The 26,000-nt window shown below is 72.1% G+C and carries 25 protein-coding genes and 1 tRNA gene; 12 read left to right on the top strand and 14 right to left on the bottom strand.

Annotation, left to right across the window (positions count from 1 at the left end; all coding sequences use genetic code 11):
- Positions 1–177 precede the first annotated feature (177 nt).
- Together ABZX11_RS22010 and ABZX11_RS22005 are read right to left on the bottom strand one after the other, a co-directional pair.
- The gene (locus ABZX11_RS22010) at positions 178–1,158 is read right to left on the bottom strand and encodes an MCE family protein (protein ID WP_354915646.1); all 981 of its coding nucleotides are present in this window, start codon (positions 1,156–1,158) and stop codon (positions 178–180) included.
- A 4-nt stretch (positions 1,159–1,162) separates the two neighbouring features.
- Positions 1,163–2,392: an FAD-dependent monooxygenase gene (locus ABZX11_RS22005; protein WP_354915643.1), complete on the bottom strand. Its 1,230-nt coding sequence runs from the start codon at positions 2,390–2,392 to the stop codon at positions 1,163–1,165.
- A 116-nt stretch (positions 2,393–2,508) separates the two neighbouring features.
- On the opposite strand from ABZX11_RS22005, the gene ABZX11_RS22000 reads away from it, so the two are divergent.
- Positions 2,509–3,168 (top strand): TetR/AcrR family transcriptional regulator, encoded by a 660-nt coding sequence (locus ABZX11_RS22000; protein WP_176175159.1) that lies wholly within the window; start codon positions 2,509–2,511, stop codon positions 3,166–3,168.
- Here ABZX11_RS22000 and ABZX11_RS21995 read toward each other — a convergent pair.
- The 3 genes from ABZX11_RS21995 to ABZX11_RS21985 form a co-directional block, all read right to left on the bottom strand.
- On the bottom strand, positions 3,165–3,440 hold the full coding sequence (locus ABZX11_RS21995) for a YggT family protein (protein ID WP_176175160.1): 276 nt from the start codon (positions 3,438–3,440) through the stop codon (positions 3,165–3,167). The two genes, ABZX11_RS22000 and ABZX11_RS21995, sit on opposite strands and share 4 nt — an antisense overlap.
- Before the next feature lie 114 nt (positions 3,441–3,554).
- Entirely contained in the window at positions 3,555–3,923 is a 369-nt protein-coding gene (locus ABZX11_RS21990; protein WP_354915639.1) for a hypothetical protein, read from the bottom strand.
- A 144-nt stretch (positions 3,924–4,067) separates the two neighbouring features.
- Positions 4,068–4,730 carry a helix-turn-helix domain-containing protein gene (locus ABZX11_RS21985; RefSeq protein ID WP_354915636.1) on the bottom strand — a complete coding sequence of 221 codons (663 nt, stop codon included), beginning with the start codon at positions 4,728–4,730 and terminating at the stop codon, positions 4,068–4,070.
- A gap of 110 nt (positions 4,731–4,840) precedes the next feature.
- Here ABZX11_RS21985 and ABZX11_RS21980 point away from each other — a divergent pair, with 110 nt between their 5' ends.
- Both ABZX11_RS21980 and ABZX11_RS21975 read left to right on the top strand, forming a co-directional pair.
- Complete coding sequence (locus ABZX11_RS21980) at positions 4,841–7,519, top strand: MMPL family transporter (protein WP_354915633.1); 2,679 nt, start codon at positions 4,841–4,843, stop codon at positions 7,517–7,519.
- Complete coding sequence (locus ABZX11_RS21975; protein WP_354915630.1) at positions 7,519–9,477, top strand: YhgE/Pip family protein; 1,959 nt, start codon at positions 7,519–7,521, stop codon at positions 9,475–9,477. Before ABZX11_RS21980 ends, ABZX11_RS21975 begins: the two co-directional genes overlap by 1 nt.
- Positions 9,478–9,492: 15 nt before the next feature.
- On the opposite strand, the gene ABZX11_RS21970 is transcribed toward ABZX11_RS21975, so the two are convergent.
- The 5 genes from ABZX11_RS21970 to ABZX11_RS21950 are packed head-to-tail and all read right to left on the bottom strand — an operon-like array spanning position 9,493 to position 13,571.
- The gene (locus ABZX11_RS21970; RefSeq protein WP_354915627.1) at positions 9,493–10,041 is read right to left on the bottom strand and encodes a TetR family transcriptional regulator; all 549 of its coding nucleotides are present in this window, start codon (positions 10,039–10,041) and stop codon (positions 9,493–9,495) included.
- Positions 10,041–10,409, bottom strand: a complete 369-nt coding sequence (locus tag ABZX11_RS21965) for an amidohydrolase family protein (RefSeq protein ID WP_354915624.1) — start codon at positions 10,407–10,409, stop codon at positions 10,041–10,043. The genes ABZX11_RS21970 and ABZX11_RS21965 overlap by 1 nt, the downstream gene beginning before the upstream one ends.
- On the bottom strand, positions 10,406–11,893 hold the full coding sequence (locus tag ABZX11_RS21960; RefSeq protein WP_354915621.1) for an FAD-dependent oxidoreductase: 1,488 nt from the start codon (positions 11,891–11,893) through the stop codon (positions 10,406–10,408). The genes ABZX11_RS21965 and ABZX11_RS21960 overlap by 4 nt, the downstream gene beginning before the upstream one ends.
- Positions 11,890–12,786, bottom strand: a complete 897-nt coding sequence (locus ABZX11_RS21955; RefSeq protein ID WP_354915618.1) for an alpha/beta fold hydrolase — start codon at positions 12,784–12,786, stop codon at positions 11,890–11,892. Before ABZX11_RS21955 ends, ABZX11_RS21960 begins: the two co-directional genes overlap by 4 nt.
- Positions 12,783–13,571 (bottom strand): alpha/beta hydrolase, encoded by a 789-nt coding sequence (locus ABZX11_RS21950; protein ID WP_354915615.1) that lies wholly within the window; start codon positions 13,569–13,571, stop codon positions 12,783–12,785. Before ABZX11_RS21950 ends, ABZX11_RS21955 begins: the two co-directional genes overlap by 4 nt.
- 57 nt (positions 13,572–13,628) lie before the next feature.
- Here ABZX11_RS21950 and ABZX11_RS21945 point away from each other — a divergent pair, with 57 nt between their 5' ends.
- The gene (locus ABZX11_RS21945; protein ID WP_354915612.1) at positions 13,629–14,309 is read left to right on the top strand and encodes a TetR/AcrR family transcriptional regulator; all 681 of its coding nucleotides are present in this window, start codon (positions 13,629–13,631) and stop codon (positions 14,307–14,309) included.
- Here the strand turns inward: ABZX11_RS21945 and ABZX11_RS21940 are convergent.
- Together ABZX11_RS21940 and ABZX11_RS21935 are read right to left on the bottom strand one after the other, a co-directional pair.
- Complete coding sequence (locus tag ABZX11_RS21940) at positions 14,287–15,852, bottom strand: glycoside hydrolase family 44 protein (RefSeq protein WP_354915609.1); 1,566 nt, start codon at positions 15,850–15,852, stop codon at positions 14,287–14,289. The two genes, ABZX11_RS21945 and ABZX11_RS21940, sit on opposite strands and share 23 nt — an antisense overlap.
- 223 nt (positions 15,853–16,075) lie before the next feature.
- Complete coding sequence (locus tag ABZX11_RS21935; protein WP_176175168.1) at positions 16,076–16,729, bottom strand: TetR/AcrR family transcriptional regulator; 654 nt, start codon at positions 16,727–16,729, stop codon at positions 16,076–16,078.
- A 137-nt stretch (positions 16,730–16,866) separates the two neighbouring features.
- On the opposite strand from ABZX11_RS21935, the gene ABZX11_RS21930 reads away from it, so the two are divergent.
- From ABZX11_RS21930 to ABZX11_RS21900, 7 genes are all read left to right on the top strand, one after another.
- Entirely contained in the window at positions 16,867–17,991 is a 1,125-nt protein-coding gene (locus tag ABZX11_RS21930; RefSeq protein WP_354915606.1) for a VOC family protein, read from the top strand.
- Positions 17,988–18,911 carry a fumarylacetoacetate hydrolase family protein gene (locus ABZX11_RS21925; RefSeq protein ID WP_354915603.1) on the top strand — a complete coding sequence of 308 codons (924 nt, stop codon included), beginning with the start codon at positions 17,988–17,990 and terminating at the stop codon, positions 18,909–18,911. The genes ABZX11_RS21930 and ABZX11_RS21925 overlap by 4 nt, the downstream gene beginning before the upstream one ends.
- Positions 18,908–20,788, top strand: a complete 1,881-nt coding sequence (locus ABZX11_RS21920; protein WP_354915600.1) for an acyl-CoA synthetase — start codon at positions 18,908–18,910, stop codon at positions 20,786–20,788. Before ABZX11_RS21925 ends, ABZX11_RS21920 begins: the two co-directional genes overlap by 4 nt.
- On the top strand, positions 20,782–21,126 hold the full coding sequence (locus tag ABZX11_RS21915) for a DoxX family protein (RefSeq protein WP_354915597.1): 345 nt from the start codon (positions 20,782–20,784) through the stop codon (positions 21,124–21,126). The genes ABZX11_RS21920 and ABZX11_RS21915 overlap by 7 nt, the downstream gene beginning before the upstream one ends.
- Positions 21,123–22,580, top strand: coding sequence for a bifunctional 3-(3-hydroxy-phenyl)propionate/3-hydroxycinnamic acid hydroxylase (locus ABZX11_RS21910; protein ID WP_354915594.1), 1,458 nt, complete (start codon positions 21,123–21,125; stop codon positions 22,578–22,580). Before ABZX11_RS21915 ends, ABZX11_RS21910 begins: the two co-directional genes overlap by 4 nt.
- A gap of 22 nt (positions 22,581–22,602) precedes the next feature.
- Positions 22,603–22,779: a hypothetical protein gene (locus ABZX11_RS21905; protein ID WP_354915591.1), complete on the top strand. Its 177-nt coding sequence runs from the start codon at positions 22,603–22,605 to the stop codon at positions 22,777–22,779.
- A 105-nt stretch (positions 22,780–22,884) separates the two neighbouring features.
- Positions 22,885–23,979: an alpha/beta fold hydrolase gene (locus ABZX11_RS21900; RefSeq protein ID WP_354915588.1), complete on the top strand. Its 1,095-nt coding sequence runs from the start codon at positions 22,885–22,887 to the stop codon at positions 23,977–23,979.
- Here the strand turns inward: ABZX11_RS21900 and ABZX11_RS21895 are convergent.
- Positions 23,969–24,556 carry a helix-turn-helix domain-containing protein gene (locus ABZX11_RS21895; RefSeq protein ID WP_354915585.1) on the bottom strand — a complete coding sequence of 196 codons (588 nt, stop codon included), beginning with the start codon at positions 24,554–24,556 and terminating at the stop codon, positions 23,969–23,971. The two genes, ABZX11_RS21900 and ABZX11_RS21895, sit on opposite strands and share 11 nt — an antisense overlap.
- A gap of 86 nt (positions 24,557–24,642) precedes the next feature.
- Positions 24,643–24,718 (bottom strand) — tRNA-Arg (locus ABZX11_RS21890).
- Positions 24,719–24,868: 150 nt separating this feature from the next.
- On the opposite strand from ABZX11_RS21890, the gene ABZX11_RS21885 reads away from it, so the two are divergent.
- Positions 24,869–25,969: an epoxide hydrolase family protein gene (locus tag ABZX11_RS21885; protein WP_354915582.1), complete on the top strand. Its 1,101-nt coding sequence runs from the start codon at positions 24,869–24,871 to the stop codon at positions 25,967–25,969.
- Positions 25,970–26,000: the final 31 nt, after the last annotated feature.

Raw genomic sequence — 26,000 nt, 5'->3', positions numbered from 1 at the left:
GCCTGATTGTGACTACGGCCGGTGGTACCGCGTCAAGGCGGGAAAGATGCCTTGACCCGGCACCACCGGCCGTGTTCTGGCTTCGGATCGGGGTGGGGGGAGGTCTGGGTGGGGTGCGGGTTCGGCTGTCAGCTTCCCGTTCGGGTCGGTGACGCAACCGAATCCGAAACCGGAACTCTAACCGTGGCAGCCTTCTTCGTTCAGCGGCCCGAACGACGGCAGCACCAGCCCGCAGAGGTAGCCGTCGATCCACCGGCCGTTCCCCGCCAGGTTCGTCCCCAGCCGGACGAACGGGGCGAACGCGCGGAGCCCCGCGGCCAGCGCGTCCTGGTTGCGCTGCAGCATCGACGTCAGCTGGTCGAGCTCGGTGAGCAGCGGGCCGACCCGGGACTCGCCGATCAGCCCGGACACCTCCGACGACAACCGCCGTGAGCCGTCGAGCAACGTGGTGATCGCCGCCTCGCGGCTGCTTATCGAGGCGAGCAGCTCGTTGCCGTCTTCGATGAGGCGGCGCACCGCCGCGTCGCGGTCCACCAGCGTCTGCGAAACCACCCGCGTGTTGCCCAGCAACGACCTCAGCTGCCGGTCGCGGGAGGCGAGGGAGTCCGACAGCCGCGAGAGCCCGGTCAACGCGGCGCGGACGCTCTGCGGCGTGTCCGCCAGCGTCGCCGACAGCGTGTCGAAGCTCTTCGCCAGCCGCGCGGTGTCGATTCGGTCCACTGTGGACGAGAGGTCACCGAACGCCGCGAGGATGTCGTAGGGCACCGTGGTGCGGGAGCGCGGGATGGGCGATCCCGGGTCGAGCGTGCCCTCGCCCTGCGGGTCGAGGGCGAGGTACTTCTGGCCCAGCACGGTCTTCAGCCGGATCGCCGCGGTCGTCGCGTCGCCCAGCCAGGCTCCCTTGGCCCGGAACGAAACCAGCACGTGGTCGCCGCGCAGCCGCACGTCCGACACCCGGCCGACCTCGACGCCGGCGATGCGGACGTCGTTGCCCACCGCCAGCCCGGCCGCTTCGGCGAACTCGGCCGCGTAGGTCGTCCCGTCGCCGATCACCGGCAGGGACCGCGCGTTCAGCGCCGTCACCACGCCAAGGGCCAGCACGGCCAGCCCGGCGAGCGCCGTCCGGACCGGGGCGTCGGCAGCCCGAAGTGCTGACATGGCGTCAAGAGTGACCCACCTCACGTCGAGTCGCCAGTCGAGCCCCCCGATGAGAGGAATCGGGATATTCACGGTATTCGAGCGCGTTGGCCGCCCGGTCGGTCATCCAGGTGAAGATCCCGCCGAACAGCCGGGTGCTCAGCATCCGGTAGGCGCGGTTGCGGCTGCGGATCTTCGCGGCCGTGTGCGGCGCGAGGAAGTTGCCGGAGCCCTTGCCGTTCTTCTGCCCCACCGTGGCCGGCTTGCGCAGCCGCTGCTCGTACTTCGCGAACGCCGTCACGTGGTCGCCGCCGGCCGCCGCGAGTTCGCCGGCCAGCACCTGGGCGCCCATCATCGCGAGCCCGGTGCCGGACCCGCCGGGCCCGGCGCACCACGCGGCGTCGCCGAGCAGCACGACCCGGCCCTTCGACCAGCGGTCGAGGTGGATCTGGCTGATCGAGTCGACGTACAGGTCGTCGGCCGCGGGCAGCGCTTCGAGCAGCTTCGGCGTCTCCCAGCCGGTGTCCGCGAACAGCTGCGCGATCAGGGCCCGCTGCTCTTCCGGCGTCCGCCGGTGGAATTCGACGCCGTCGGCGGCGAAGACCAGGCTGACGTGCAACCGGTCCGGCAGCCGGTGGCTGCCCGCGGTGAGGCCGCGGCCGGGCTCGTTGTACATGACGCTGGCGTGGTCGAGCCCGAGGTGGTTGGGCGCGGTGTAGCCGGCGATGCCGAAGCCGAGGTCGCTCCGGAAGTCCCGCTCCGGCCCGAAGGCGGCGGCCCGCACCCCGGAGTGCACGCCGTCGGCCCCGACGACGAGGTCGAACTTCCGCGGCGCACCGCGGCGGAAGGTGACTTCGACGCCGTCCGCGGTTTCGGTGAGGCTCGTGACGCGGTCGCCGAAGACGTATTCGGTGTGGTCCGCGGTGTGCTCGTGGAGGATCCGCGCCAGGTCGCCGCGCAGGATCTCGACCTCGCCGCTCCACGCGGCGCCGGGCACGGTCAGCACCGGACGGCCGTCGAGGCCGAGTACGGTCTGGTCGCCCATCGCCGTCTCGTAGCGGCGGATTTCGTCGAGCACCCCCATCGCGGACAGCAGTTTCACCTGTTCACCGCGGAAGTCGACGGCTTGGCCGCCGGGTCGCAGCGCGGGCGCGGACTCGACGACGGTCACCCGGTAGCCGGCGCGGTGCAGCCAGTGGGCGGCGGACGGGCCGGCGATGCCCGCCCCGGAAACGAGCACGGTCTTGGTGGTCATCGGAAGGGTTCCTCTCGGTTCGGTCGGTGCCGACGCCGAGAGTGCGGGTGCCCGCTTACCGTCCTCGCACGGTCCGCTGACGGTTCGGTCAGTGCGCCGCGGTTGCACTCGCTAACATGACCCGGGTGGACCGCGCCGCCGACGGCCGGATCCAGGAGGACGGCGACGAAGTCGTCGAGGCACGCATCCTGGATGCCGCTGCACACCTGATCGCCGAAGAGGGCTTCGGCCGGTTGAAGATCGGCGGCGTCTGCGCCCGCTCGGGCTACGCGCGGTCGGTCGTCTTCCAGCACTTCGGCGACAAGGACGGGCTCGGGGAACGGCTCGTCGAGCACGCCGTGGCGGCGTTCACCGACGCCTACAGCGAGGCCGTCGCGGCCCGCACCGGCTCGGCGAACGCGACGCCGATGGACATGCTGCGGGCGCTGCTGGACATCATCTTCGAGCTGATCCGCACGATGCCGACGCTCAACCAGGCCTTCCTGGCCCTCTGGGGCGACGCGGCGGCGGAGTACTCGGCGTTGCGCGGCGCGCTGACCGAGGCCGACCGCCGGTTCCGGTTCGCCATCGCGCAGACCGTGGCCAGCGGGGTCGCGGACGGCTCCATCACCGGTGTCCGCGACCCCGATTCGTACGCCTCGGCGTTGCTGGCCCAGCTGCGCGGGATCTCGATGCAGGCGTTGATCGACCCCGACGGCGTCGACCTGCGCGGCCTGCGCGCCGAACTCGAGCGCAGCGTCGATCGGCTGTCCGCCGGGTTCCGCGGCACGCTTTAAAGCGCGTACACGATGCTTCGCAGCACGATCACGCCGATGAAGACGAGCGTGAAGGCGAGGTCGAGCGAAATCCCGCCGATCCGCACCGGCCGCACGACCCGCCGCACCGGCCCGATCACCGGCTCGGTCGCGGCGTAGGCCAGGCCGCGGGCGCGCCGCGCCCACGGCGGGGTGTTGCCGACCACCGCGACCCAGTCCAGCACCATCCGCGCGACCAGCACCAGCAGGTACAGGCTCAGCGCGAACCCGAGCAGCGTCCCTAGCGCACCCATGGCCCCTCCGTTCTTCCTGCTCCGACAACGCACGGGACGGCCGTGGAGTGCCAGTTCTGTCCGGTTCACAGGATTTCGACAGGATCGGGTGACGGCGTTCACGGGCGGTAGCGATCAGCCGAAGGTGGCCACGAGCCGCCCGTCGGAGGCGAAGGACCACTTCACCGTGCCGGTGTAGGACGCGCACCGCGACCCGTTCTCGCCCGTCCAGAACTGGTCCGAGCTGTCAACGCTGCCGACGGTCTTGTCGTTCGACCCGCCACCGGCGAAGCGGCACGAGGTGTCGTTGCGGAACACCGAAGTCCCGGTGTCGAAGGAGAAGTTGCGTTCGGCGTTGTCGATGCCGACGTCGTCCGAGACGGACATGGAGCCGGGATTGCTGTTGTGGGTGAACCCGTGGTGGCCGTTGCGGTCGCCGTTCTTGTTGACCGTGCCGTCGCCGAGGGTGCCGTTGGCGTAGGCGAGGGAGTCCTCGATGGTCACCGGGCTGACGGGACCGTGTCGGTCTTGGTGTAGAGGTCCCAGCCGTCGTCGATGTTGTGGTGCGAGAGGGCGAGGCCGCGGTTGGCGGGTCGTCGGTGCTGAAAACGCTTTCAGGCCCATCGGCCCGGCGTGCGGACGAGGCCGTCAGTCCTCGTCCGGGGTGACCAGTGCGGTCAGCAGCCGGGGCAGCACCTGGTTGACGTAACGGTTGTCCGCCCGGTCGGGCAGTTCGTCGAGGATTGCTCGTTCGAGCATCGTCTCGTACAGCCGGACGATCGTGATGACGGCGCTCTCGGGTTCGACCGCCAGGCGCAGGCCCAGCCGGCCGACCAGGTCGAGCAGGATTCCGGCGAGGGCGGCGTGGAACCGGCGCTCGGCGGCGGCCGTCGGTGCGCGCAGTTCGGGCTGGCGCAGGGCCTGGGCGCGGAATTCGGCGTTGAGCAGGTACCACGTCTCGTCCGCGGTCAGCGACTCCATGAACAGCGCGGCCGCCTCCTGCAGCACGCGCGTGGCCGCGTCCGCGGACGTCGGGTCCACCGTCGCGGTGGCTTCGGCGACCGCGGCGCGCAGCCGCTGGATGCGCTCCTGCATCTGCACCTCGTAGACCGCGAGGAACAACTCCTCCTTGCTGGCGAAGTTGGAGTAGAAGGCGCCGCGGGTGAACCCCGCGCGGTCGCAGATCAGCTCGACCGGCGCGTCGCGGATCCCCAGTTCCGAGAAGACGTCGTGCGCCGCCTCGATGACCCGCCGCCGGGTCTCCGCGCGTCGCCGGGTCATCCCTCTCGGGCTCGCCTCGCCGGTCGTCATGCCGCCACCTTACGTTTCCCGGTCCACCCGGAGGAGTGACGCGATGCACTCTGCATCGGATACATCCTGCATTACGATACACGACGTATCCAACGTGGTCAGGAGGCCTCGTGTCGTCGTTCCTCTACCGGCTGGGCCGCACCGCCGCCCGCGCCCGAGTGCTCGTGCTGGCCCTGTGGGTGGTGGTCCTGGCCGCGGCCGGCGGGGCGGCCCTGCTGTTCAACCAGGGCACCGACGACGCCTTCGCGATCCCCGGGTCGGAGTCCCAGGACGCGCTGGACCACCTCGGCCGGGTCTTCCCCGAAGTCAGCGGCACGTCGGCCCAGCTGGTCCTGGTGGTGCCGGACGGCGCGAAGGCCGACACCCCGGGCAACCGTGCCGCGGTGGCGCAGGCGGTGACCCGCATCGGGAAGCTGGACCAGGTCGCCACCGTCGTGAACCCGTTCGACGAGAACGTCAGCGGCGCGGTATCGGACGACGACCGGGCCGCGCTGATCGCCGTACCGCTGAAGGTCCAGCTCGCCGCCGTCGACCCGGGTACCAAGGCCGGGCTCGCCACGATCGCCGACGACCTCGGGCGCCAGACCGGCGCGAAGGTGTACACCGGCGGCGACGCGTTCTCCGACCGGGTGCCGAAGCTCAGCCCCACCGAGGGCATCGGCCTGCTCATCGCGCTACTGGTCCTGGTGCTGATGTTCCGGTCCCTGATCGCCGCGGTCATGCCGCTGCTCACCGCGGTCCTCGGGGTCGGCGTCGCGATCGGGCTGATCTTCCTCGCCACCCCGGTCACGCCCATTTCCTCGACCGCGCCGATGCTGGCGGTGATGATCGGGCTCGCGGTCGGCATCGACTACGCCCTGTTCCTGCTGTCCCGGCACCGCGACCAGCTCGCGGAAGGCCTCGACGTCGAGGAGTCGATCGCCAGGGCCACCGCCACCGCCGGCTCGGCGGTGATCTTCGCCGGCCTCACCGTCGTCATCGCCCTGCTCGGCCTGGCCGTCGCGGGGATCCCGTTCCTGACCACCATGGGCGTCGCCGCCGCGGTGGCCGTGGCACTGGCGGTCGGGATCGCCGTCACGCTGGTGCCGGCGCTGATGTCCTTCGCGGGCAAGCGGTTGCGGCCGCGCGCCCCGAAACCGAAGCGGACCCGGCGCCGCCGGAAGCCGCGGATCGCGCGCTGGTGGGTCCGCGCCGCGACGAAGGCGCCCCTGGTCACCGTGCTGGTCGTGGTCGGCGGGCTCGCGGTGTGCGCGATTCCCGCGACGAGCCTGCGGCTGGCGTTGCCGGACAACGGAACCGAGGAGCACGGCAGCCCGGCCCGCGACACCTACGAAGTCGTCAGCGAACACTTCGGCCCCGGCTACAACGGCCCGCTGATCGTCACCGCCGACATCATCACCAGCACCGACCCGATCGGCCTGGTGAACAAGATCGCCGACGAGATCCGGCACGTCCCCGGCGTCGCTTCGGTCCCGCTGGCCACCCCGAACCCCAAGGGCGACACCGGGATCATCCAGGTCGTCCCCACCACCGCGCCGGACTCCGCGCAGACCGACGACCTGGTGGCCCGGCTGCGCGGGCTGGAGCCGCACTTCCGTGAGGTCTACGGCACGCAGACCGCGGTCACCGGCATCACCGCGGTCGGCATCGACGTCTCCGCCCAGCTCGGCAGCGCCCTGCTCCCGTTCGGCATCCTGGTCGTCGGGCTCTCGCTGATCCTGCTGGCCATGGTGTTCCGCTCGATCTGGGTGCCGATCAAGGCCACCGCCGGCTACCTGCTCTCGGTCGCGGCGGCCTTCGGGGCGACGTCGTTCGTGTTCGTGCAAGGACACCTCGCGGACGTCCTGAACGTGACGCACACCGGCAGCGTGATCAGCTTCCTGCCGATCATCCTCATGGGTGTCCTCTTCGGACTCGCCATGGACTACGAGGTCTTCCTCGTCTCCCGGATCCGCGAAGACTACGTCCACTCGCGCGATCCGCACCACGCGATCGAGTCCGGGTTCATCTCCGCCTCGCGCGTGGTGGTCGCGGCCGCGGTGATCATGTTCGCGGTGTTCGCCGCGTTCGTGCCCGAAGGCAGCGCCACCATCAAACCCATCGCGTTCAGCCTTGCCGTCGGGGTCTTCATCGACGCCTTCATCGTCCGGATGACCCTGGTGCCCGCCGTGCTGGCGTTGCTCGGCCGCCGGGCCTGGGGGCTGCCGCCGAAGCTGGACCGCGCGCTGCCGGTGTTCGACGCCGAGGGCGACGCGCTCGTGCACGAACTGCGGCTCGCGGACTGGCCCGGCACGGACGAGGCGATCAGCGCCCGCGGCCTGCGCATGGAGGACGACCGCGGGCGTCCGGTGTACCGGGACGTCGACCTGCGCGTTCCCCGCGGCGGCGTGCTGGTGCTGCACGGCACGGGGGCCTGCGGCAAGACCGCGCTGGCGTACACGCTGGCCGGCCGGGTCACCAAGTTCACCGGCGACCTCAAGGTGCTCGGCCGGGTGCTGCCCCAGCACACGCACGCCCTGCGCCGCGACGTCGCCGTCATCCCGTGCCGCGGCACAGCGGACCCGGCCCGGCAGATCGCCCGCGACGGCGACGCCGGGCTCGTCGTGGTCGACGACGTCGACCTCGTGCTGCGCGCCGACGTCCGCGACCACGTCCGCAGGCTCGTCGCCGAGCGGGGTGCCACGACTTTCGTGCTGACCTGCCAGGACCCCGAACGCATCGCGGACCTGCTGCCCGCGGGCGCACACCTGCACACCCTCACCGCCGTCCAGCCCGCCGAGGTCCGCTGATGCTCAAGCCGTTCGCCGATTCCGCCCGTGCCCTCGCCACCGGGCCGCTGACCTGGCGCACCTGGGCCGGCCTGATCGCCGTGCCGCTCATCGTCATGGGCCTGCTCACGTGGGCGTTCTGGACACCGGACGCCAACCACGGCACGGCCAAGGCCGCCGTGGTCAACCACGACGAACCCGTCCAGGTCAACGGCCAGACCATCCCTCTCGGCCGTCAGCTGGCGGGTTACCTGACCCACAGCGAAGATTCGGCCTACGACTGGGTCCTCACCGACGCCGACGACGCCGCCGCCGGTCTCGCCGACGGCAGCTACGCGGCCACGGTGACGATTCCGAAGGACTTCTCCGCCCGCGCCACCTCGAGTGCCACCGCCAAACCGCTCGAGGCTCGCCAAGCGCAGCTGCAGGTGCAGACCTCCGACGCGGCCGGCGTCAGCGACCCCGGCCTGGCCGACCACATCGCCCAGGCCACCCAACGGACGTTGAACCAGCAGGTCGTGCAGACCTATTTGGACAACGTCTACATCGGATTCACCACCCTGCACCAGAAGGTCGGCCAAGCCGCGGACGGCGCGGCCCAGCTGGCCGACGGGACGCGTCAGCTGGACGATGCCGCCGGGCAGCTGCGCACCGGCGCCGGCCAGCTCGCCAACGGAACCGCCCAGCTCGCCACCGGCTCCGGCAAGCTGGCGTCCGGGCTCACCCAGGCCGAGCGCGACACCGCGCAGCTGCCCGCGCTGACCCGGCAGCTGGCCGACGGCGCCGACCAGGTCGCCGACGGCAACGAACAGCTCGCCGGCGTCGTCGTCCCGCTGGCCAACCGGATCATCGCCGCGCTCGACGCCGTCCCGTCGGCGAGCAGCGCGGCCCAGCAGTTCCGGCAGCTCGCGGACGAGTGCACCGGCTCCCCTGCGTTCTGCGACCGGCTCCGGGCGACCGCGGACCGGTTCACCACCGACGCGGGCAAGATCGACGGCGTCAAGGCCGCCGTCCGCGCCAACGCCGTCAAGGCCCGCGACGCCGTTCAGGCCCTGGCCACCGGCGCCCGCAAGGTCGCCGTCGGCAACGCGCAGCTCGCCGCGAAGTCGAAGGAGCTGGCCGCCGGCATCGCGTCCGCCGCCAGTGGCGCGAGGCAGCTCGACACCGGCGTCCGGCAGGCGAACTCCGGCGCGCAGAAGCTCGCCTCCGGAGCCGGGCAGCTGAAGGACGGGACCAAGAAGGCCGACGACGGCGCCCGGGAACTCGCCACCCAGCTGGACCAGGGCCGCGATCAGGTGCCCAGTTACACCGACGCCGAACGCGCGCACCTCAAGACCGTCGCGGCCGACCCGAGCACCGCCACGACCGACGGCACCCCGATCGGCACCCTGGCCCTGACGTTGTTCGCCGCGCTCGCCCTGTGGGCGCTGGCGCTGGCCACCTACATCGTCACCCGGGCCGTGCCGGACGGCGTCCTGACCGCGCGCGAACCGACGTGGCGGATCATCGTCCGCGCCGCCATCCCCGGCGCCACCGCGGCGGCCCTGGCCGCGGTCGCCATCACCGCGATCGCCGTCCCGGTGCTCGAACTCGGGTTCGTCGGCACCCTCGGCTTCCTGCTGATCGCGCTGCTGGCCGCCTCGGCGTTCGTCGCGCTGAACCAGGCCGCCACGGCGATCTTCGGCCGCGCCGGCCGGATAGCGTCTCTCGCGGTGCTGGTCCTGGCGGGCGCGACCGGCGTCGTCTCGACGCTGCCGGGGCCGCTGTACGCCATCGCGGACTACCTCCCGACCCACGGCGCCGTCCTGGCGCTGCGGGCCGCGGCCACCGACGGCACCGGCCTCACGACCGGGGTCGCCCAGCTCGCCGCGTGGCTGGTGGTCGGGACGCAGGTCTCGATCCTGGTCACCGACCGGCGCCGCTACCTGTCCGCCAAGAGCATCCGGCTGCGCCACGCCCACCCGCTGGCGACCGTCTGACCGCGAGAGCCGATCTCACCGTTCAGCGCCGGTCAGGCCGTTGAGCACGAGGTTCGTGACGGTGTCGGCGGTGGCGCCGTCCGCGCTGGGCAGGGCGTGGTTGAGGCCGACGAGCATCGCGCCCACCGCGATGGCCAGCAGCTCGGGATCCCCGGGCAGTGGCTGGCCGCGGTCACGCAGGTCCTCCAGGTGCCGCCTCAGCGGGGTGGTCCAGTGGGCCAGCTCGTCCCGCAGCCGCCCGGACGCCGGGGAAGCCGCGATCGCCGACTGCAGCAGGGCGACGGCGGTCGGGCGGTGGGTGCGCAAAGCCGTCCAGCAGGCCGTGATGTGCTCGCGGATCGTGTCCGTGGTGGGACGCGGGGCCGCGGCCAGTTCGCCGCGCAGGGCCGCGAGGATCTGCTCCTTGCCGGTGAAGTGGGTGTAGAAGGAGCCCGCCGCACGGCCGGCCGCGGCGGCGATGTCGGTGATCTTGGTGTCGAGGTAGCCGCGTTCGGCGAACAGCCGCTTCGCCGCGGCCAGCAGGTCCGTCCGGGTACGGCTCGCGAGTTCGGCTCGGCTGGCCATCAGCTCGCGAGGAGGTGCTCGGCGGATTCGTGGAGCGGGGATCGCACCCTGCCGGGGTCGACGTCGACGAGGGCGTGGTCGCGTTTGCGCCGGCGGACGGCGACCATGACCGCTTCGAGCCGGCCGACGCGATCGGCGAGGCCCAGCGCTCGGGCGCCTTCGGTCGTCGCCCAGGCCAGGGCCTGCTTGGCGGTGATCGTCGCGGTGAGGGCGAAAGAACCGGTGTCCTGCCGGTGCCGCTCGTGGTCGTGGCCCCGCTGGGCGGCGAGGGCGATGCGGGCGGCGGAGAGCACGTCGGCGCGTTCGGCGTCGGGCCGGTGCGGCGCCATGGTGATCACGCGCGCGCCGCGCAGCAGGACACGGCTCACCGCGGCACATCCGGCGTCATGGTGCGGACGGCGGTGCGGGTCGAGGCGAGGAAGTCGTGGGTGGCGATGTGCCCGAGGTAGCCGTCGGGCCGGACGAGCAGCAGCGTGTCGCCTTCGATCCCGTAGCCGGTGCGGAAGCTGCCCGGTCCGTCGACGGTGAGGCGGCGCAGCGGTGCTCCCGTGGCGGGCCAGTCGAGTTCGGCGCTCGCCGCGGCGGCCTGCGTGCCGTGGGCGAGGAGGGTGAAGTGCGGCCCTCGGAAGGTGCCGAACAGCCGTGAGCCGCCGAGGTCGGCGTCCGGGGCCCGGTCGCCGATCTGCAACGTCGCCGTGCGGTCGGCTTCGGCCGGGGCGAGCGGGCCGCCGTGGTAGGTGATGGACAGCTGCTGTTCGTCCTTGCCGCGGCGCAGGCTCGACGGGTCGAATTCGGCGAGGCCTTCGTACTTCTTCGTGGACAACCCGAGCACGCCCGCGGCGATGGGGAGGCGTTCGGCTTCGTAGGTGTCGAGCAGCCGCGGGTCGGCTCCGGCGAGGACCTGGGCGAGTTTCCAGCCGAGGTTGTAGGCGTCCTGGATGCCGGTGTTGAGGCCTTGGGCCCCGGCGGGGGTGTGCACGTGGGCGGCATCGCCGGCGAGGAAGACCCGGCCGCGGCGGTAGGCCTCGACCAGGCGGATGTTGGGCCGGAACACCGACCGCCACTGGATGTCGCGCACGGCGATGTGCCGGTTGCGGGTGTGCGCCCGGATCCGCCGGGTGATCGCCTCCTCGCCCTCGGGCGGTTCTTCGCCGGGAGCCAGGCGGATCATCCACTGGAACAGGTCGGTGTGCGGCAGCGGGCAGGCGCCGGTGAACCGGCCTTTCACGCCGGGCCAGACGTGCCAGCGGTCGCGGGACAGGCCGGTGGTGACGGCGTCGACGATCAGCATCCGGTCCTGCTCGTCGGTCTCGCCGAGGAAGCCGAGGTCGAGGTGCTTGCGGACGGCACTGGACCCGCCGTCGGCGCCGACGAGGTAGCGGGTGGTGATCCGTTCGGGGCCGTGGTCGCCGGTCACGGTGGCGGTGACCGACGTGTCGTCCTGGTCGAAGCCGGTGAGTTCGCGGCCGTATTCGACCTTGCCGCCGAGCTGCTCGAGCCGGTCGTGCAGCACGGCGTCGGTGCGGGACTGGGGCATCAGCCGGGTGTTCGGGTAGGGGACATCGGCGGTGGCTCCGCGGTTGCGGAACATCCGCCACGGCACGGCGACCGGACCCAGGTGAATACCCAGCCGGGGGTAGTCGCTGCTGCCGGCGAGGACGTCGTCGAGCGCGCCGAGGTCGTCGAACACCTCGAGCGTGCGGGGCTGGAGGCCTTTGGCGCGGGAGCCGTCGAAGGAGTGCGGGGCCTTGTCGATGATCCGGACGGCCAGGCCGCGGCGGGCCAGGTCGATGGCGAGGGTGGTGCCGGCCGGGCCGGCCCCGGCGATCAGGACATCAAGGGTGTCGTTCATGGTTCGAGCCGTTCCGGGTGGGGAACGGTGAACGACGCGAGCAGGTCGCCGACGTCGTCCGGCCGTTCGTAGGGGGCCATGTGGCCGCATTCGGTGATCACGTGCGTCTGCCGCGGACGCAGCAGTTCGTGCACGGTGTCCAGGTGGGTGATCGGGGTGACGCGGTCGTCGTCGCCCCACACCAGCAGGACCGGCAGTCCCAGGTTGCCCGTGCTGCGGAACAGGTCCTGCCGCTCGTGGAGCGGGAAGTCCTGCAGGGTCTGGAAGAACGCGTAGAGGGAGCCTTCGTAGCGGTAGGCGTCCTGCACCATGGCGACCAGCCGGGCGGACAGGCTGGGGTCGCGGACGTTGTGCCCGAGGTGGCCTTCCAGGAGCTTGCGGCCGAAGCGCCGGGCGACGAACCCGGCCACGGTGTCGTTGCGCAGCAACCGCTGCGGCAGCGGCCGCGCGCCCAGCCCGGCCGGGCCCACGATCGTGAGCGTGGCCACGGTCTCGGGAAAGAGGTTCGCGTAGGCCATCGCGACCAGGGCACCCATCGACGTGCCGACGACGTGGTGCGGACCGCTCAGGCTCAGCGCGGCGGTGAGCTCGGCCAGCTGCCGCACGAACAACGCTTCGTCGTAGCGGCCCCGGACCCGGTCGGAACAGCCGCGCCCGTAGGCACTGTAGGCCAGGGTGCGCCGCCCGCGGGCGTGCAGCCGCGCGGCGAGGGAGTCCCAATAGGACAAGGGGATCGTGATGCCGGGAACCAGCACGGCGAGTTCGCCGTCGTCGGGGCCGGTCAGCTCGTAGTGCGTCACCCCGTCGGACAGGGTGACGAAGGCACCGCGCAGGGCCGGCCGCGTGGCCGCATCCAGCCGGCGATCCTCATCGGAGGCGACGAAGTACTTCATTGCAGGAACTCCCTGATCGCCTTCGCCACCCAGGCCGGGTCTTCTTCCGGCAGCAGGTGGCCACCGTCGGCGTGGACGCGCTCGGTGGCGCTGGGAATGTCGCGGGCGAAGTGCTGCCCGTCGATCTCCGCGCTGCGCAGGACCAGCGTCGGGACCGCGATCTTCGGGATGTCGGCGCTGCGGTCGGGCTGGTCGGTGGTGGCGAAGTCGACGAACGCCGACCGGTTCCCCGGACGGCTGGTCAGCGCGTGCACCCGGTCGACCATCGCGTCGTCCACGATCGCCGAGTTCGCGCCGACGGCCTCGCGCAGACCGCGTTCGGTCGCGCTCCGCGGCAGCCAGCGTCGCAACAGCGGGCGCAGCACCGGGTTCCGGGCCAGCCGCAACCCGGCGGGCAGCGTCTTCTCCGGGTAGCCCGTGGCGTTGACCAGCACCAGCCGATCCACCCGCTCGGGCGCGTCCAGAGCGAGGTTCCACGCGATGTTGCCGCCGAGCGAGTTCCCCACCAGCGCGAAGTGCGGCACCTCGAGGGCGGTCAGGAAACGAGCGATCGTGCCCGCGTAGGTCCGGACGCGGTAGTCGCGATCGGGCCGCGGTCCCGTCCGCCCGAAGCCGGGCAGGTCCGGGCGGATCACGTCGAAGGACGACGACAACAGCTCCGCCACCCGTCCGAAGCCCTCCAGCGAGGACCCGCTGCCGTGCAGCAGCACCACGGCGGGCCCCCGGCCTGCGCGGACGTAGTGGATGCGCTGGCCGTCGATGGCCACTGACTGCGTGCTCTCCATAATGGCAACAGTGTTGCCACTATTGCGGCGGGTGTCAACCGCGGCCATACTGAACGGGTGACCAGTCCGTCCCCGGCCGCTCGGCGGTCACGAGGCCGTCCCGCCGTCCCGCTGGACCGGATCCTCGCCGCGGCCCTGCAGCTCGTCGACGAGGAAGGCGCCGAGGCCCTGTCGATGCGGAGCCTCGCCCAGCGGCTCGAATCCGGCACGGCCACGCTCTACCGCCACTTCGGCAACCGGGCGACGTTGGTCAACCACGTCGTCGACCGGGTGTTCGGCGAGGTCGACCTCGATCCACGGGCACTGGCGGAGCTGAGCTGGGACCAGGCCTGCCAGGTCGTCGCCCAGGCGATGTTCGACGCGCTGGGCCGGCACCGGAGGGTCGCGCCCCTGCTGATCGAGCAGACCCCGACCGGGCCGAACGCGATGGTGCTGCGGGAACGCTGCCTGGCCGTCCTGCTCGACGGCGGGCTGCCGCCGAGTGTCGCGGCGCGCGTCTACGCGACTCTCTCGCGCTACGTCCTCGGGTTCGCCATCCAGCTCGCCGGCACCGAGGACGGCGCCGAACGGGAGCGGGCGTCAGCGCACTTCCACGACCTGCCGCCCGCCGGCTTCCCGGCCACGCGCGCGGCCGCGGACTCGTTGCCGGTGCCGCTGGAGGACGAGTTCGCCTTCGGCCTGGAGCTGATCGTCACCGGCCTGCGCCGGCTGCACGCTACGGCAGGACGAGCAGGGTGATGGAGTTCGCCGGGTAGGTCGTGGTGACGCGGCCGCGGTTCACCGGCAGGTCGCCGCCTCGCACGATCGAGGAAAGATCGGCGGCGCCGTAGGTGAACCGCTGCGCCTTGCCCTTGCCGGCGGCGCCGGTGATCGACAGCGGGGCGGAGAGCTCGGTGGCCGTCTTGTTGACCACCATGAGCGTGAGCGCCCCGTCGCAGCGGCGTTGCGCGCCGTAGATCGCGAGCTGCCCCTGGTCGGTGCTGGCCGCCGAGACGCTGACGTCGCCGAACTTGCCGCCGGCACCGTCGTAGTTGCGGTACATCCGGAACGCGTAGGCGGCCGGGTCCGTGGGCTTGGGCTCGCCCCAGATGGTGGCCAGGTCGAGGCCCTCGCGGCCGAAGATGCCGAGGACGTCGGCCTCGGCCAGCGCGCCGTTGATGTCGTCGAGGGCGCCCCAGTTGTATTCGGTGATGGCGGTCCGGGTGCCGGGGTAGTACCGGTCGACCCACTGCTTCATCGTGCGGATGAACTGCAGTGGTGGCGCGTTGACCCCGCTCGGGCCGATCCAGGATTCCTCGACGTAGGACGGGTCCCACAGGGAGCGCGTCGACCGCAGCCGCCACGCGTTGGCTTCGGGCGTCTTGTCGCCGCTGATCTGGGGGTAGTAGTGCTGGTCGAAGTAGTCGAGCAGCCGCTTGCCGGCGGTGTTGCTCGCGTCCTTCATGTTCTTCAGGAACCACTGGGACAGGTTGAGCCCGCCGTGGGCGGCGGCGTCGGTGCCCGGGGCGCAACCGTCCACACCGGACGCGACCCATTCGCAGTAGCCCCAGCCCGAAGGGCCGAGGACCGCCGCGCGCGGGTCGGCGGCCTTGACGGCGGCGGCGGTCGCCGTGCTCTTGCTGCCCAGCTCGTCGTCGCTCACCGGCTGCGGGTGCACGTCCCGGTGCGTGGAGCTCCACAGCACCGGTTCGTTGTCGAGTTCGTAGATGGGGACGCCGCCGCGCGCCGCCGGGCCGAACCGGCTCACCAGGTGCGAGACCATTTCGCCGGCGAAGGCCGCGTCCGCCGGGACGGAGGTGTCCGTCGGCTCGGCCCCGGTCAGGTCGGTGTTGTCGAGCCGGCCGTTGCCGCAGTTGGCGTCCCACTGGTCGAACGAGTCCTGGCTGGGGAAGCGGGTGGCGGGGAAACCACAGGCGTGCGGCCACTCCGGCCCGTCCTTCGCCACCCAGCCGGACATCGGCAGGGTGACGACCTGCTTGCTCCCGCGGTCGCGGTTGCGCTGGACGTAGGCCTCGAGGGTGTTGTCCGGCCCGGCCACGATGTTCTCGAAGTACCAGTCACTGCCGGTGTTGTAGGTGTGGTTCTTGAAATTGTAGCGGCTGCTCGCGTTGCCGCCCCAGCGCGAGACCGGCGTGCCGAGCTCGGCGACGAGCGCGGGGTCGCCGCCGTTCATCCCGTAGATGTCCGGGCTGATCGCGTGCCGGGCCGCGCGGAGGTCCACTGACAGGCTGAGCCCGGCGGCGGAAGCCGGTGGTGCCGCGGTGGTCAGGAGCGCAGCCACCAGGCAACCGCCTGCCGCGAGGGGCTTGCCGGACCGTGGGCGATTCCACCGCTGAGCAGCCACCGGGAACTCCTGACGTCGTCGTGTGGGAGCGCTCCCACACGATACCGGCGGTGGGCCGGGCGTCAATCGGCCGAGTGGAAGCGGTGCCGGTCTCGTCTGTGCACCAGGGCATTCGCCCCCGTCGGCGGTGGTAACTTTCCGCGAAGCCGGGACGCTGTGCTCAGGCGGCGGTGTCCGGCGTCGCGGCGGCGTCGAGGTCGGGCAGTGGCCTGCTGCAGATGTCGTGGGCTTCGGCCGCGGTGAGGCCGAGCATGCGCAGCAGGTCCTCGGTCACCTCGTCGGTCGCCGCGGCGTCGTCTCGCTCGGGCCGGCAGTGCAGCAGGTGGCCGAGTCCGAGCGCGGTGCCGGCGACCGTGACCATGGCGAGTTCGGGGTCGGTGACGGTGAAGCGGCCGGCTCGCACGGCGGCCTCGATGTCGCGGCGGGCCCGGGGAGCCAGCCCGCTTTCCGCGGTGGCGAGTTCGAGCCCGTGGTGCAGGAGGACCTTGCTGAGCTCGGGGTGCTTCCGGTGCAGGCGCCCGGTCAGCCGGAAGCTCTGCGCGAAGACCTGGGCCGGGTCGTCGAGGCCGGTGGTCAGCTCGTCCAGCAGGGCGCCGTGGGTGTCGAGGGCGTCCTCGACCGCCGCCCGGTAGAGCTGCTCCTTCGTCTCGAAGTGGTTGTAGAACGACCCCATCCCGACGTCGGCGGCCTGGGTGATCTCCAGGATCGGCACCGCCGTCTTCCCCTCGGCGATCAGTGCCTGGGCCGCTCGGACCAGGGCGGCGCGGGTGCGCGCCTTGCGCCGTTCCAGTCGGCTCGGAGCGTGCTCCGGCATCCGTGCTCCCGTCTTCGCAGGTCGTCGCCGCATCGTAGCTCACGACGTCACTGATGAGGAAATCGTCAGAAACTCTTGACTGAGGACACGCTCGTAACTGACGATGTCGTCATCATCGTGGATGGGAGGGAGCAGCCGTGGGAGATCCGCACAGCGGGCTGCACAGCGAGCACGGCGCAGTCGCGGGTGAGCACCCCGGCCGGGCGGCGAACCCGGTGATCAAGGTGCACGACCTCGCGTGGCTGGAATTCGAGAAACCGGACCTGGAGCGGGCGGAGGTGTTCGCCCGTGCCTTCGGGTTCACCACCGTGCTCAGCACCGGGCGCGAGCTGCACCTGCGGGGCACCGACGCCGGCGCGCCGTGCGTGCTCATCCGCAAGGGCCCCCGGTCGAAGTTCCTCGGACCGGCGTTCCTGGCCGCGGCGCCGGGCGACGTCCTGCGGCTGGCCGAAGCCACCGGCCGGGCGGTCGCCAGGCTGCCGGAGACGCTGGGCGGCGTCGTCGTGGACGTGCCCGACCCGAGCGGCCTGCGCGTCCGGGTCGTCGCGGACACCCACGAGCTGCCCGCGCTGGCGCCGCAGGAGCCACAGCTGCTCAACCTCGGGCACGAGGTCCGGCGGGTCAACGCCGCGCAACGCCCGCCACGGGCCCCGGCGCTGGCGCAGCGGCTCGGGCACGTGGTGCTGCAGACGACCCGCTACCGCGAGGTCCTGGACTGGTACCTGGACCACCTGGGCCTGATCGTCAGCGACTTCCTGTACTACCCGGGGCAGCGCGAGCGCGGGCCGGTGATGAGCTTCATCCGGTGCGACCGCGGGGCCACCCCGGCCGACCACCACACGCTGGCCATGGTGCTCGGCCCGGCCGACCGCTACGTGCACTCGGCCTACCAGGTCGCCGACCTCGACGCGCTGGCCGCCGGTGGCGAGTACCTGCGCGAGCACGGCTACCACCACTCGTGGGGCATCGGCAGGCACGTCGAGGGCAGCCAGCTCTTCGACTACTGGCGTGACCCGGACGGGTTCATGGTCGAGCACTTCAGCGACGGCGACCTGTTCGACAACACTCTCGAGCCCGGCTGGGCCCCGATGACCGCCTCCGGGCTGGCCCAGTGGGGGCCACCCGCCACCGCCGACTTCCTCGGCGTCAAGCCCGGCCGGGAAGCACTGCGCGAACTGCGTGCGGTGTTCTCCGCGCTCCGCGAAGACAACGAATTCGACGCCCAGCGCTTGCTGGGCCTGCTGAAGGTGGCCCGTTCATGAGCGTGACCATCCTGCGCACCGCCGACGCCTGGTACGTCGCCACCCCGTCGGGCGCGGCGAAGATCCCGACGGCCGCGACGACCACCGCCGAACTGCTCGGCGACCGGGCGGCGATCGCCGCCGCGGCCACGGACACCGTGCCGGTGGCCTCGCTCGACCTGGTTTCCCCGGTCACCGCGCCCTGCCGCGTGGTCGCCCAGATGACCAACTTCGCCTCGCACGTCACCGACGCCGGGATGGACCCGGAAACCGTGCCGCTGACGTTCTTCCGCAAGGCGTCCGGGTCGATCAGCGGCCCCTTCGACGACGTCGTCAAGCCGCCGCACGTGACGCTGCTCGACTACGAGGTGGAGATCGGGCTGGTCATCGGCCGGGAAATCCCGGTCGGCAGCGAGATCGCCGAGGAGTGCGTCGCGGGCCTGGTGGTGACCAACGACGTCTCCGCCCGGGACATCCAGCTGCCGCAGACCCAGTTCTACGAGGCCAAGTCGTACCCGACGTTCACCCCGGCCGGGCCGGTCCTCGTCCTCTTGGAGGCCAACGAGCTGAAGCGGTTCGCCGACCTGCGGCTGCGGTTGTCGGTCAACGGCACGGTCCGCCAGAACGCGGTCGTCGGCGAGGACATGATCCACCGCCCGCTCGAGGCCCTGCAGGCGTTGACCCGGTTCCAGCGGCTGGATCCCGGCGATCTGGTGCTGACGGGGACTCCGGTCGGCACGGCGTTGTCCGCGCCGCCGAAAGTGGTGGAGAAGATCGCCGCGCTGCTGCCGCCGGCCCTGAAGTGGAAGCTGTTCTTCAAAGGCCAGGCGAAGAACCCGAAGTACCTGGCCGACGGCGACGTCGTCGAGGCTTCGGTCGCCACCGACGACGGTGCCCTCGACCTCGGCACCCAGCGCACGGTCGTGAGGTACCGGCGATGACGGGCGCTTCCCTGTGGCCGCGTTACGCCGAGCCCGCCGACCTGGCCGAGATCGAAGCCGTCCCGCTCGCCGACCGCGGCCTGCCGGAGTCGACCTACGCCCTGCTCCTGCGGGCCGCCGGATGGTGGCCGGAGCACCCGGCGACGACCGTCCTGCCCGAGGCCGCGCGGTGGCGGGAACCGGTCCGGCGCACGTTCGCCGAGCTGCTCGCCGACGTCCACCGCTACGCGAACCTGCTGCTCGACCTCGGGGTCCGGCGGGGCGACGCGGTGGCGTTGCTGGCCCCGAACTGCGCGGACCTGATCCCGGCGACGCTGGCCGCGCAGCTGGCCGGGGTCGCGGCCCCGCTGAACGGCGGCCTGGCCCGCGACCACCTCGGCGAGCTGCTCCGCCGGTCCGGCGCGCGCGTGCTGATCACCGCCGGTCCGGAACTCGCGCCGGAAGCCTGGGACACCGCCCGGACGCTGGCCGCCGAGCTGGACGCCGTCCTCGTGCTGCGCCCGACCGGCGCGGCAGGCGAACCGCCCGCGTTGCCCGCCGTCGACGGGGTGCGCGTCGGCTACCTCGCCGAGCTCGCCTCCACAATGGACTCGTCCGAGTTCGCCGGTGCGCTCCCGGTGGCGTCGGACCTGGCCGCGTTGTTCCACACCGGCGGCACCACCGGGGCGCCGAAGCTGGCCGCGCACACGCACGCCAACGAGGTCGCCGACGCGTGGATGATCGCGGCGAACTCCCTGCTCGACGTCGGCTCGGTCGTCTTCGCGGCGCTGCCGCTGTTCCACGTCAACGCACTGGTGGTCACCCTGCTCGCGCCGCTGTTCCGAGGGCAGCACGCGGTGTGGGCCGGCCCGCTCGGCTACCGGGAACCCGCGCTGTACGGGGAGTTCTGGAAGCTCGTCGAGCACCACCGGATCGCCGCGATGAGCGCCGTGCCGACGGTGTACGCGGTGCTCGCGCAGTGCCCGGTGAACGCCGACATTTCGAGCCTGCGCTACGCCATGGTCGGCGCTTCACCCCTGCCCGCGGCGGTGCGCGAGGGCTTCCAGGCGCACACCGGCGTCGCCCTGGTCGAGGGCTACGGGCTGACCGAAGCCACCTGCGCCAGCGCCCGCAGCTTCCCCGGCGACCCGCGCCCCGGCGCCGTCGGCCAGCGCCTGCCGTACCAGCGGATGAAGGTTGTGCACCCGGAAACGGGGGAGGAGCTGCCCAGCGGCGAGACCGGGGTGCTGGCCATCAGCGGCCCGGCCGTGTTCCCCGGCTACGTCGTCGGGCGTGCCGGAACCGGGTACGTCCTGGACGGCCTCGGCAAACTTCGCGACGGCTGGCTGACCACCGGTGACCTGGCCCGGTTGGACGCCGACGGGTTCGTGCACCTGGCCGGCCGGGCCAAGGACCTCATCATCCGCGGCGGGCACAACATCGACCCGGCCCTGGTCGAGGACGCCCTGCTTACCCACCCCGAGGTGACCGCGGCCGGCGCGGTCGGCCGTCCGGACGAGCATTCCGGGGAGGTGCCCGTCGCGTACGTGACCCTCGCTCCCGGTGCCACCGTCACCGAGGACGAACTGCGGACGTGGGCCGCCGGCCGCGTGCCCGAGCGGGCTGCTGCGCCGAAGGCGGTCACGGTGCTCGACGCGCTGCCGGTGACCGACGTCGGCAAGCCTTACAAGCTCGCCCTGCGTGCCGACGCCACCCGCCGCGCGATCGCCGAGGCACTGGCGGCGTTCGACGGGGTGAGCGTCGACGCGGTGATCGAGGACGGGACCGTGGTCGCCGCCGTCACCCTTCCGTCCGAAGTGGACGAACCGGAGGTGGCCGCGACCCTCGCCCGCTACACCGTGCCCACCCGGCTGGCCTTCGGAGGAAAACCGTGTTGATCGCCCTGTCCGTCCTCGCGGCGGTCATCTTCCTCCTCTCCGGCGCGGCCAGCCTGCTCGCGCTCGCGCCCATGCGGGAACGCGCCGCGCACACCGGCTTTTCCGTCACCGCCTACCGCGGTATCGGGGCGTTGCAGATCGCCGGAGCCGCCGGGCTCCTGCTCGGCTTGACCGTGCCGGTCCTCGGCGCGCTGGCCGGCGCTGGCCTACTCCTCCTGCTCGCCGGCGCCGTCATCACGCACGTGCGCGTCCACGACCGCGGCCGCGACCTCGCGCCGGCGCTGGTCTGCGCGGTGCTCGTCGCCGGCTACCTGGTGGCGCTCGGGGTGTCGCCGTGAGGGTGCCGGTCGTCATCGTCGGCGCGGGCCCGACCGGGCTGACGGCCGCGGCCCTGCTCGGCCGGTACGGCGTCGAATGCCTGGTGCTGGAGCGCTGGGAATCGGTCTACCCGCAGCCGCGCGCGGTGCACCTGGACGACGAGGTGCACCGCATCCTCGGCCGGCTCGGGCTGGCCGCGGAGTTCGCGGCCATCTCCCGGCCCTGCCACGGGCTGCGGTTGCTCGACCCGGGCCTGCGGGTGCTGGCCGAGTTCCGCCGTTCCCCGGGAGGCGGCCGCCACGGCTACCCCGAGGCGAACATGTTCGACCAGCCCGACCTCGAGCACCTGCTCCGCGCCCACCTGGCGACGGTCGGCGCGGTCACCCTGCGCGGCAACACCGAGGTGACCGGGATCCGGCAGGACGGCACCGGCGTGCGGGTCGAGGTGACCGACCGCGGCACCGGCGCGCGCGAGACGATCGACGCGGACTACGTCCTGGGCTGCGACGGCGCCAACAGCGTCGTGCGGACGGCGATCGGCGCGACGATGGCGGACCTGAAGTTCGACCAGCGCTGGCTCGTGGTGGACATCGCCACCACCGCCGACCTCGGCCAGTGGGAGGGCGTGCACCAGGTCTGCGACCCGGTCCGCGCGGCGACCTACATGCGCATCGGGAAAACCCGCTACCGCTGGGAATTCCGGCTGCTGCCGGGAGAGACCGCCGACGGCTTCCACACGCTGGACCGGCTGCACCCGCTGATCGCGCCGTGGACCGGGCACGTCCCGGCCGCGGAGCTGGAGATCGTCCGCGTCGCGGAGTACACCTTCCGCGCGCGGGTCGCGGACCGGTGGCGCGACCGCCGCGTGTTCCTGCTCGGCGACGCCGCCCACCTCACCCCGCCGTTCATCGGCCAGGGGATGGGCGCCGGCCTGCGTGACGCCGTTAACCTGGCCTGGAAGGTCGCCGGTGTGCTGGACGGGACCCTGCCCGAGCGCGTGTTCGCCAGTTACGAGGCCGAACGCAAGCCGCACGCGCGCGCGATGATCCGGCGGGCCGTGCTGATCGGCAGGGCCATGACCGAAGGCGGGCGGTTCGGCGACCTGATCCGCCGGGTGGTCGCGCCGCGCCTGAGCGGCCGCGTCCTCGACAGCGCGACGCCGGGACTGCACCGCTCGGACCTGGTCGTGCGGCCCCGCTTCGGGCGGTCCCTGGCGGGACGGCTGTGCCCCAACGCCCTCCTCGACGACGGAACCCGCTTCGACGACGTCGCCGGCGGCCGCTTCGCCGTCGTCACCACGAAAACGCCGTCGGAGACCGAGTGGGCCGCCATCCGCGAGTCCGGCGCGGTCCTCGTCCCCACCCGGCTCTCCGGCGAGCTGCGGCGCTGGCTGCGTACCGGCGCGGCCGTCGTCCGTCCGGACGGGACGGTGCTGAGCGCCGGTCGCCGCCTCTCCCGGTGCCGGTACCCCTGACAAGGAGCGACGATGCCCCGACGTGCCGGTCTACCGGCCGGACGACTATGCCCCGCAGGCGATCCTGGACCCGTACCCGCACTACGCGAACCTGCGTGACCTCGGTCCGGTCGGGTGGCTGCCCGAGCAGAAGGTCCACGCCGGGGCACGACGCTCGGCAGCGACGGCGAAGACCACGCCCTGTTCGCGCACCGGCTGACACCACGAGCCGCCCAGCCTCTTCTTGACTTCCAATCAAGAAGAGCTCTAGCCTTCCCGTCGGCCTGCTCTTGATTGCAAGTCAAGAGCTGAACGAAGGTGGGCGATGGGAATTGCGGCGGAGAAGGACAGCCACACGGCGTCGGTGCGACGGGACGTGTGGTTCGAGTCCGGAGGCGTGCGGTGCGCGGCGTGGCTGTACCTGCCGGCCGCGGGTGGCGGGCCTCGGCCGTTGGTGGTCATGGCGCACGGGCTGGGAGCGGTGCGGGAGTGGCGGTTGGACGCGTTCGCCGAACGGTTCGCCGCGCAGGGCTGGGCGGTGCTGGTGTTCGACTACCGCTACCTGGGGGCCAGCGAGGGCTCTCCCCGGCAACTGCTCGACATCGGCGACCAGCTCGACGACTGGCGGGCGGCACTGGCCTACGGCCGGTCCCTGCCGGAGGTCGACCCGGACCGGATCGCGGTGTGGGGGACCTCGTTCGGCGGCGGGCACGTGCTGCGCATCGCGAGCGAGGACCACGAGCTGGCCGCGGTGGTGGCCCAGTGCCCGTTCACCGACGGTCCGGCGTCCTTGCTCTCGCGGTTCCGGTCCAGTCCGGTGAGCATGGCCGGGCTCGTCATCGCCGCCGTGCTCGACGTCGTCGGGTCGGTGTTCCGGGCGAAGCCGGTGCTGGCTCCGGTGGTCGGGGTGTGGTGGATGCCCGCTTTCCTGGTGTCGCCGACCGCGATCGCCGCGGCGTCGAAGCTGATCCCGGCGGGGTCCCGGCTTTCGCCGCGCACCGCCGGGGTCCTGGCCCGGATCCCCGCCGTGGGCCACGGGTTGTCCGCGACCGTCGAGACGGGCGGGCAGCCGTTCCACCCCGGTGACACCGCGGTCGGCCGCGACACGATCTGGGGCGTCATGAAGGGTTCGGAAGGTGGTGGTGACAGCGCCAACGCGGTCGCGGCCCGGCTCGCGTTGCGGTTGCCGCTGTACCGGCCGGGCAAGCGCCTGCGCAAGATCACCGCGGCGACCCTGTTGTGCGTGTGCGACGACGACCGCGCCGCCCCGGCGCGCACCACGGCCCGCCTCGCGGCCGGGCAGGACCACGTCCAGGTCAACCACTACGACGGTGACCACTTCGACATCTACGTCGGTGACCTGTTCGAGCGTGCCGTCGCCGACCAGATCCGGTTCCTCGCGGCGCGGTTCAGCCGGTAGCCGACCGGCCGTCGGGGGAACCCGCCACGGCGGCGATGCCGCGGGCACTGCGCACCAACGCCTCGACGACGCCGCGATCGCCCGCGGCGTCGTTCGCGTGGGTCAGCATCCCTTCGACGACGAACACCCCGATCCGCGTCATCGCGTCCTGCTCGGTCTCCGGCACGCCCAGCGCGGCCAGGTGCCACCGCAGGATCGCCTCCACCTGCGCGTGGAAGCCGTCGTGCCACACCCGCAGTGACTCCGAGGCGGCAACCCTGGCGTGCACCGTCGTGATCAGCCGGTCGACCCGCCGCAACTCGGCGACCGCCCACAGCAGCTGCTCGACCGGCGGTTCGGCCGAGCGTTCCGCCACGCCGGCGAGGAACTGCGCGAACAGCGCGTCCAGCACGGCGACCAGTACTTCGTCCTTGTCCTTGAAGTACCAGTAGACGGTGTTGGAGGTGACCCCGGCCTCGCGCCCGATCCGCGCCACCGTCGTGAGTTCGTAGCCCTCGTCCACGAACAACCGCGTGGCCGCGGCGACGATCTCGCCGCGCTTCTCTTCCCGGTCCTGCGGGCGTCGGTTACGCGGCATCCCTCACCTGGCCCGATCGGTCACCAACCGTGAAAACAAGAAAAGGGAGGATGTCAGGTGCGACATCTCTCCCGTTCCCATCCCTGTGGTGCCCTCGGCAGGATTCGAACCTGCGACACCTGCCTCCGGAGGGCAGTGCTCTATCCCCTGAGCTACGAGGGCCCATCGCTGGGCGACTCCGAAAGCTTAGCGCATGCTCCCCACCCCTTTTCCCGCAGGTGGTCCCACCAGCGAATCCGCTGGTCAGCGCGATGAAGTTGATCCTCTTGCCGGGTCGTCGATAGCGTAGGAGCCCCACCTGAAGGAGCCGAGATGGCCGAGCCGTTCCAGGTACCTCTCGACGAGGGCGACGTCGCCGATCTGCGGGAGCGGTTGCGGCGGACCCGGTGGCCCGAGGCCGAGACCGTCGACGACTGGTCGCAGGGCGTTCCGCTCGCCTACGTCCGCGAGCTCTGCCGGGACTGGGGTGAGGAGTACGACTTCGGCTTCGCCCGGCGGCTGAACGCCTTTCCGCAGTTCCGGGCCACCGTCGACGGCGTCGGCCTGCACTTCCTGCACGTCCGGTCGCCGGAGGCGGACGCACTTCCGCTCGTGCTCACCCACGGGTGGCCCGGGTCCGTCGTCGAGTTCCTCGACGTCCTCGGGCCGCTCACCGATCCCGCGAAGCACGGGGGTGATCCCGCCGACGCCTTCCACGTCGTCGCGCCGTCGCTGCCCGGGTTCGGGTGGAGTGACAAGCCCGCTCTCAAGATCCCGCGGGTGGCCGAACTGTGGGACGGGCTCATGACGTCGCTCGGCTACGAGCGCTACGGCGCCCAGGGTGGCGACTGGGGTGCCGCCGTCACCAACGCGCTGGCGCGGTCCGGGCACGTCGCCGGGGTGCACGTCAACTTCGCGCCCGTGCGGATGGACACCCCCGATCCGACGCCCGCGGAGAGCCGGGCGCTGGCCGACCTCGAGGAGTTCCGGCGGACCGGCAGCGGCTACTCCGCCCAGCAGGGCACCCGCCCGCAGACGCTCGGCTACGGCCTCACCGACTCGCCCGCCGGCCAGGCCGCCTGGATCGCCGAGAAGTTCTGGGCCTGGACCGACCACAAGGGGAACCCGGAGGACGCCGTCGACCGGCAGCGGGTCCTGGACGCCATCTCCGTCTACTGGTTCACCGCGACGGCGGCCTCGTCCGCGCGGATGTACTGGGAGAACAACGACCGCGACCTGTCCACTGTGGACGTCCCGGCCGGGGTTTCGGTGTTCCCGAAGGAGATCGTCCGGCCGTCACGGCGGCAGGCCGAGCAGCGCTACACCGACCTGCGCTGGTTCGAGGAGCTGCCCGTCGGCGGGCACTTCGCCGCGCTGGAGCAGCCCGCGCTGTTCGTCGAGCAGGTCCGGGGGTTCTTCCGGCTGGTGCGCTAGGGCCCGTTTGATGTGCTGACCAGCGGAGCTT

The organism is Amycolatopsis sp. NPDC004169 (assembly GCF_040610315.1).
GTDB lineage: Bacteria > Actinomycetota > Actinomycetes > Mycobacteriales > Pseudonocardiaceae > Amycolatopsis.
The sequence above is the reverse complement of the archived record's forward strand: the minus strand, read 5'-3'. Positions and strand labels throughout refer to the sequence as shown.

Excerpts from the sequence above, each read along its gene's own strand:
- ABZX11_RS21895 (WP_354915585.1), bottom strand. The coding sequence starts at position 24,556 with ATGCCGCGTAACCGACGCCCGCAGGACCGGGAAGAGAAGCGCGGCGAG.
- ABZX11_RS21985 (WP_354915636.1), bottom strand. The coding sequence starts at position 4,730 with ATGACGACCGGCGAGGCGAGCCCGAGAGGGATGACCCGGCGACGCGCG.
- ABZX11_RS21955 (WP_354915618.1), bottom strand. The coding sequence starts at position 12,786 with ATGAAGTACTTCGTCGCCTCCGATGAGGATCGCCGGCTGGATGCGGCC.
- ABZX11_RS21970 (WP_354915627.1), bottom strand. The coding sequence starts at position 10,041 with ATGGCCAGCCGAGCCGAACTCGCGAGCCGTACCCGGACGGACCTGCTG.
- ABZX11_RS21975 (WP_354915630.1), top strand. The coding sequence starts at position 7,519 with ATGCTCAAGCCGTTCGCCGATTCCGCCCGTGCCCTCGCCACCGGGCCG.
- ABZX11_RS22005 (WP_354915643.1), bottom strand. The coding sequence starts at position 2,392 with ATGACCACCAAGACCGTGCTCGTTTCCGGGGCGGGCATCGCCGGCCCG.
- ABZX11_RS21995 (WP_176175160.1), bottom strand. The coding sequence starts at position 3,440 with ATGGGTGCGCTAGGGACGCTGCTCGGGTTCGCGCTGAGCCTGTACCTG.
- ABZX11_RS21925 (WP_354915603.1), top strand. The coding sequence starts at position 17,988 with ATGAGCGTGACCATCCTGCGCACCGCCGACGCCTGGTACGTCGCCACC.
- ABZX11_RS22000 (WP_176175159.1), top strand. The coding sequence starts at position 2,509 with ATGACCCGGGTGGACCGCGCCGCCGACGGCCGGATCCAGGAGGACGGC.
- ABZX11_RS21920 (WP_354915600.1), top strand. The coding sequence starts at position 18,908 with ATGACGGGCGCTTCCCTGTGGCCGCGTTACGCCGAGCCCGCCGACCTG.
- ABZX11_RS21960 (WP_354915621.1), bottom strand. The coding sequence starts at position 11,893 with ATGAACGACACCCTTGATGTCCTGATCGCCGGGGCCGGCCCGGCCGGC.
- ABZX11_RS21885 (WP_354915582.1), top strand. The coding sequence starts at position 24,869 with ATGGCCGAGCCGTTCCAGGTACCTCTCGACGAGGGCGACGTCGCCGAT.
- ABZX11_RS21950 (WP_354915615.1), bottom strand. The coding sequence starts at position 13,571 with ATGGAGAGCACGCAGTCAGTGGCCATCGACGGCCAGCGCATCCACTAC.
- ABZX11_RS21900 (WP_354915588.1), top strand. The coding sequence starts at position 22,885 with ATGGGAATTGCGGCGGAGAAGGACAGCCACACGGCGTCGGTGCGACGG.
- ABZX11_RS22010 (WP_354915646.1), bottom strand. The coding sequence starts at position 1,158 with ATGTCAGCACTTCGGGCTGCCGACGCCCCGGTCCGGACGGCGCTCGCC.
- ABZX11_RS21935 (WP_176175168.1), bottom strand. The coding sequence starts at position 16,729 with ATGCCGGAGCACGCTCCGAGCCGACTGGAACGGCGCAAGGCGCGCACC.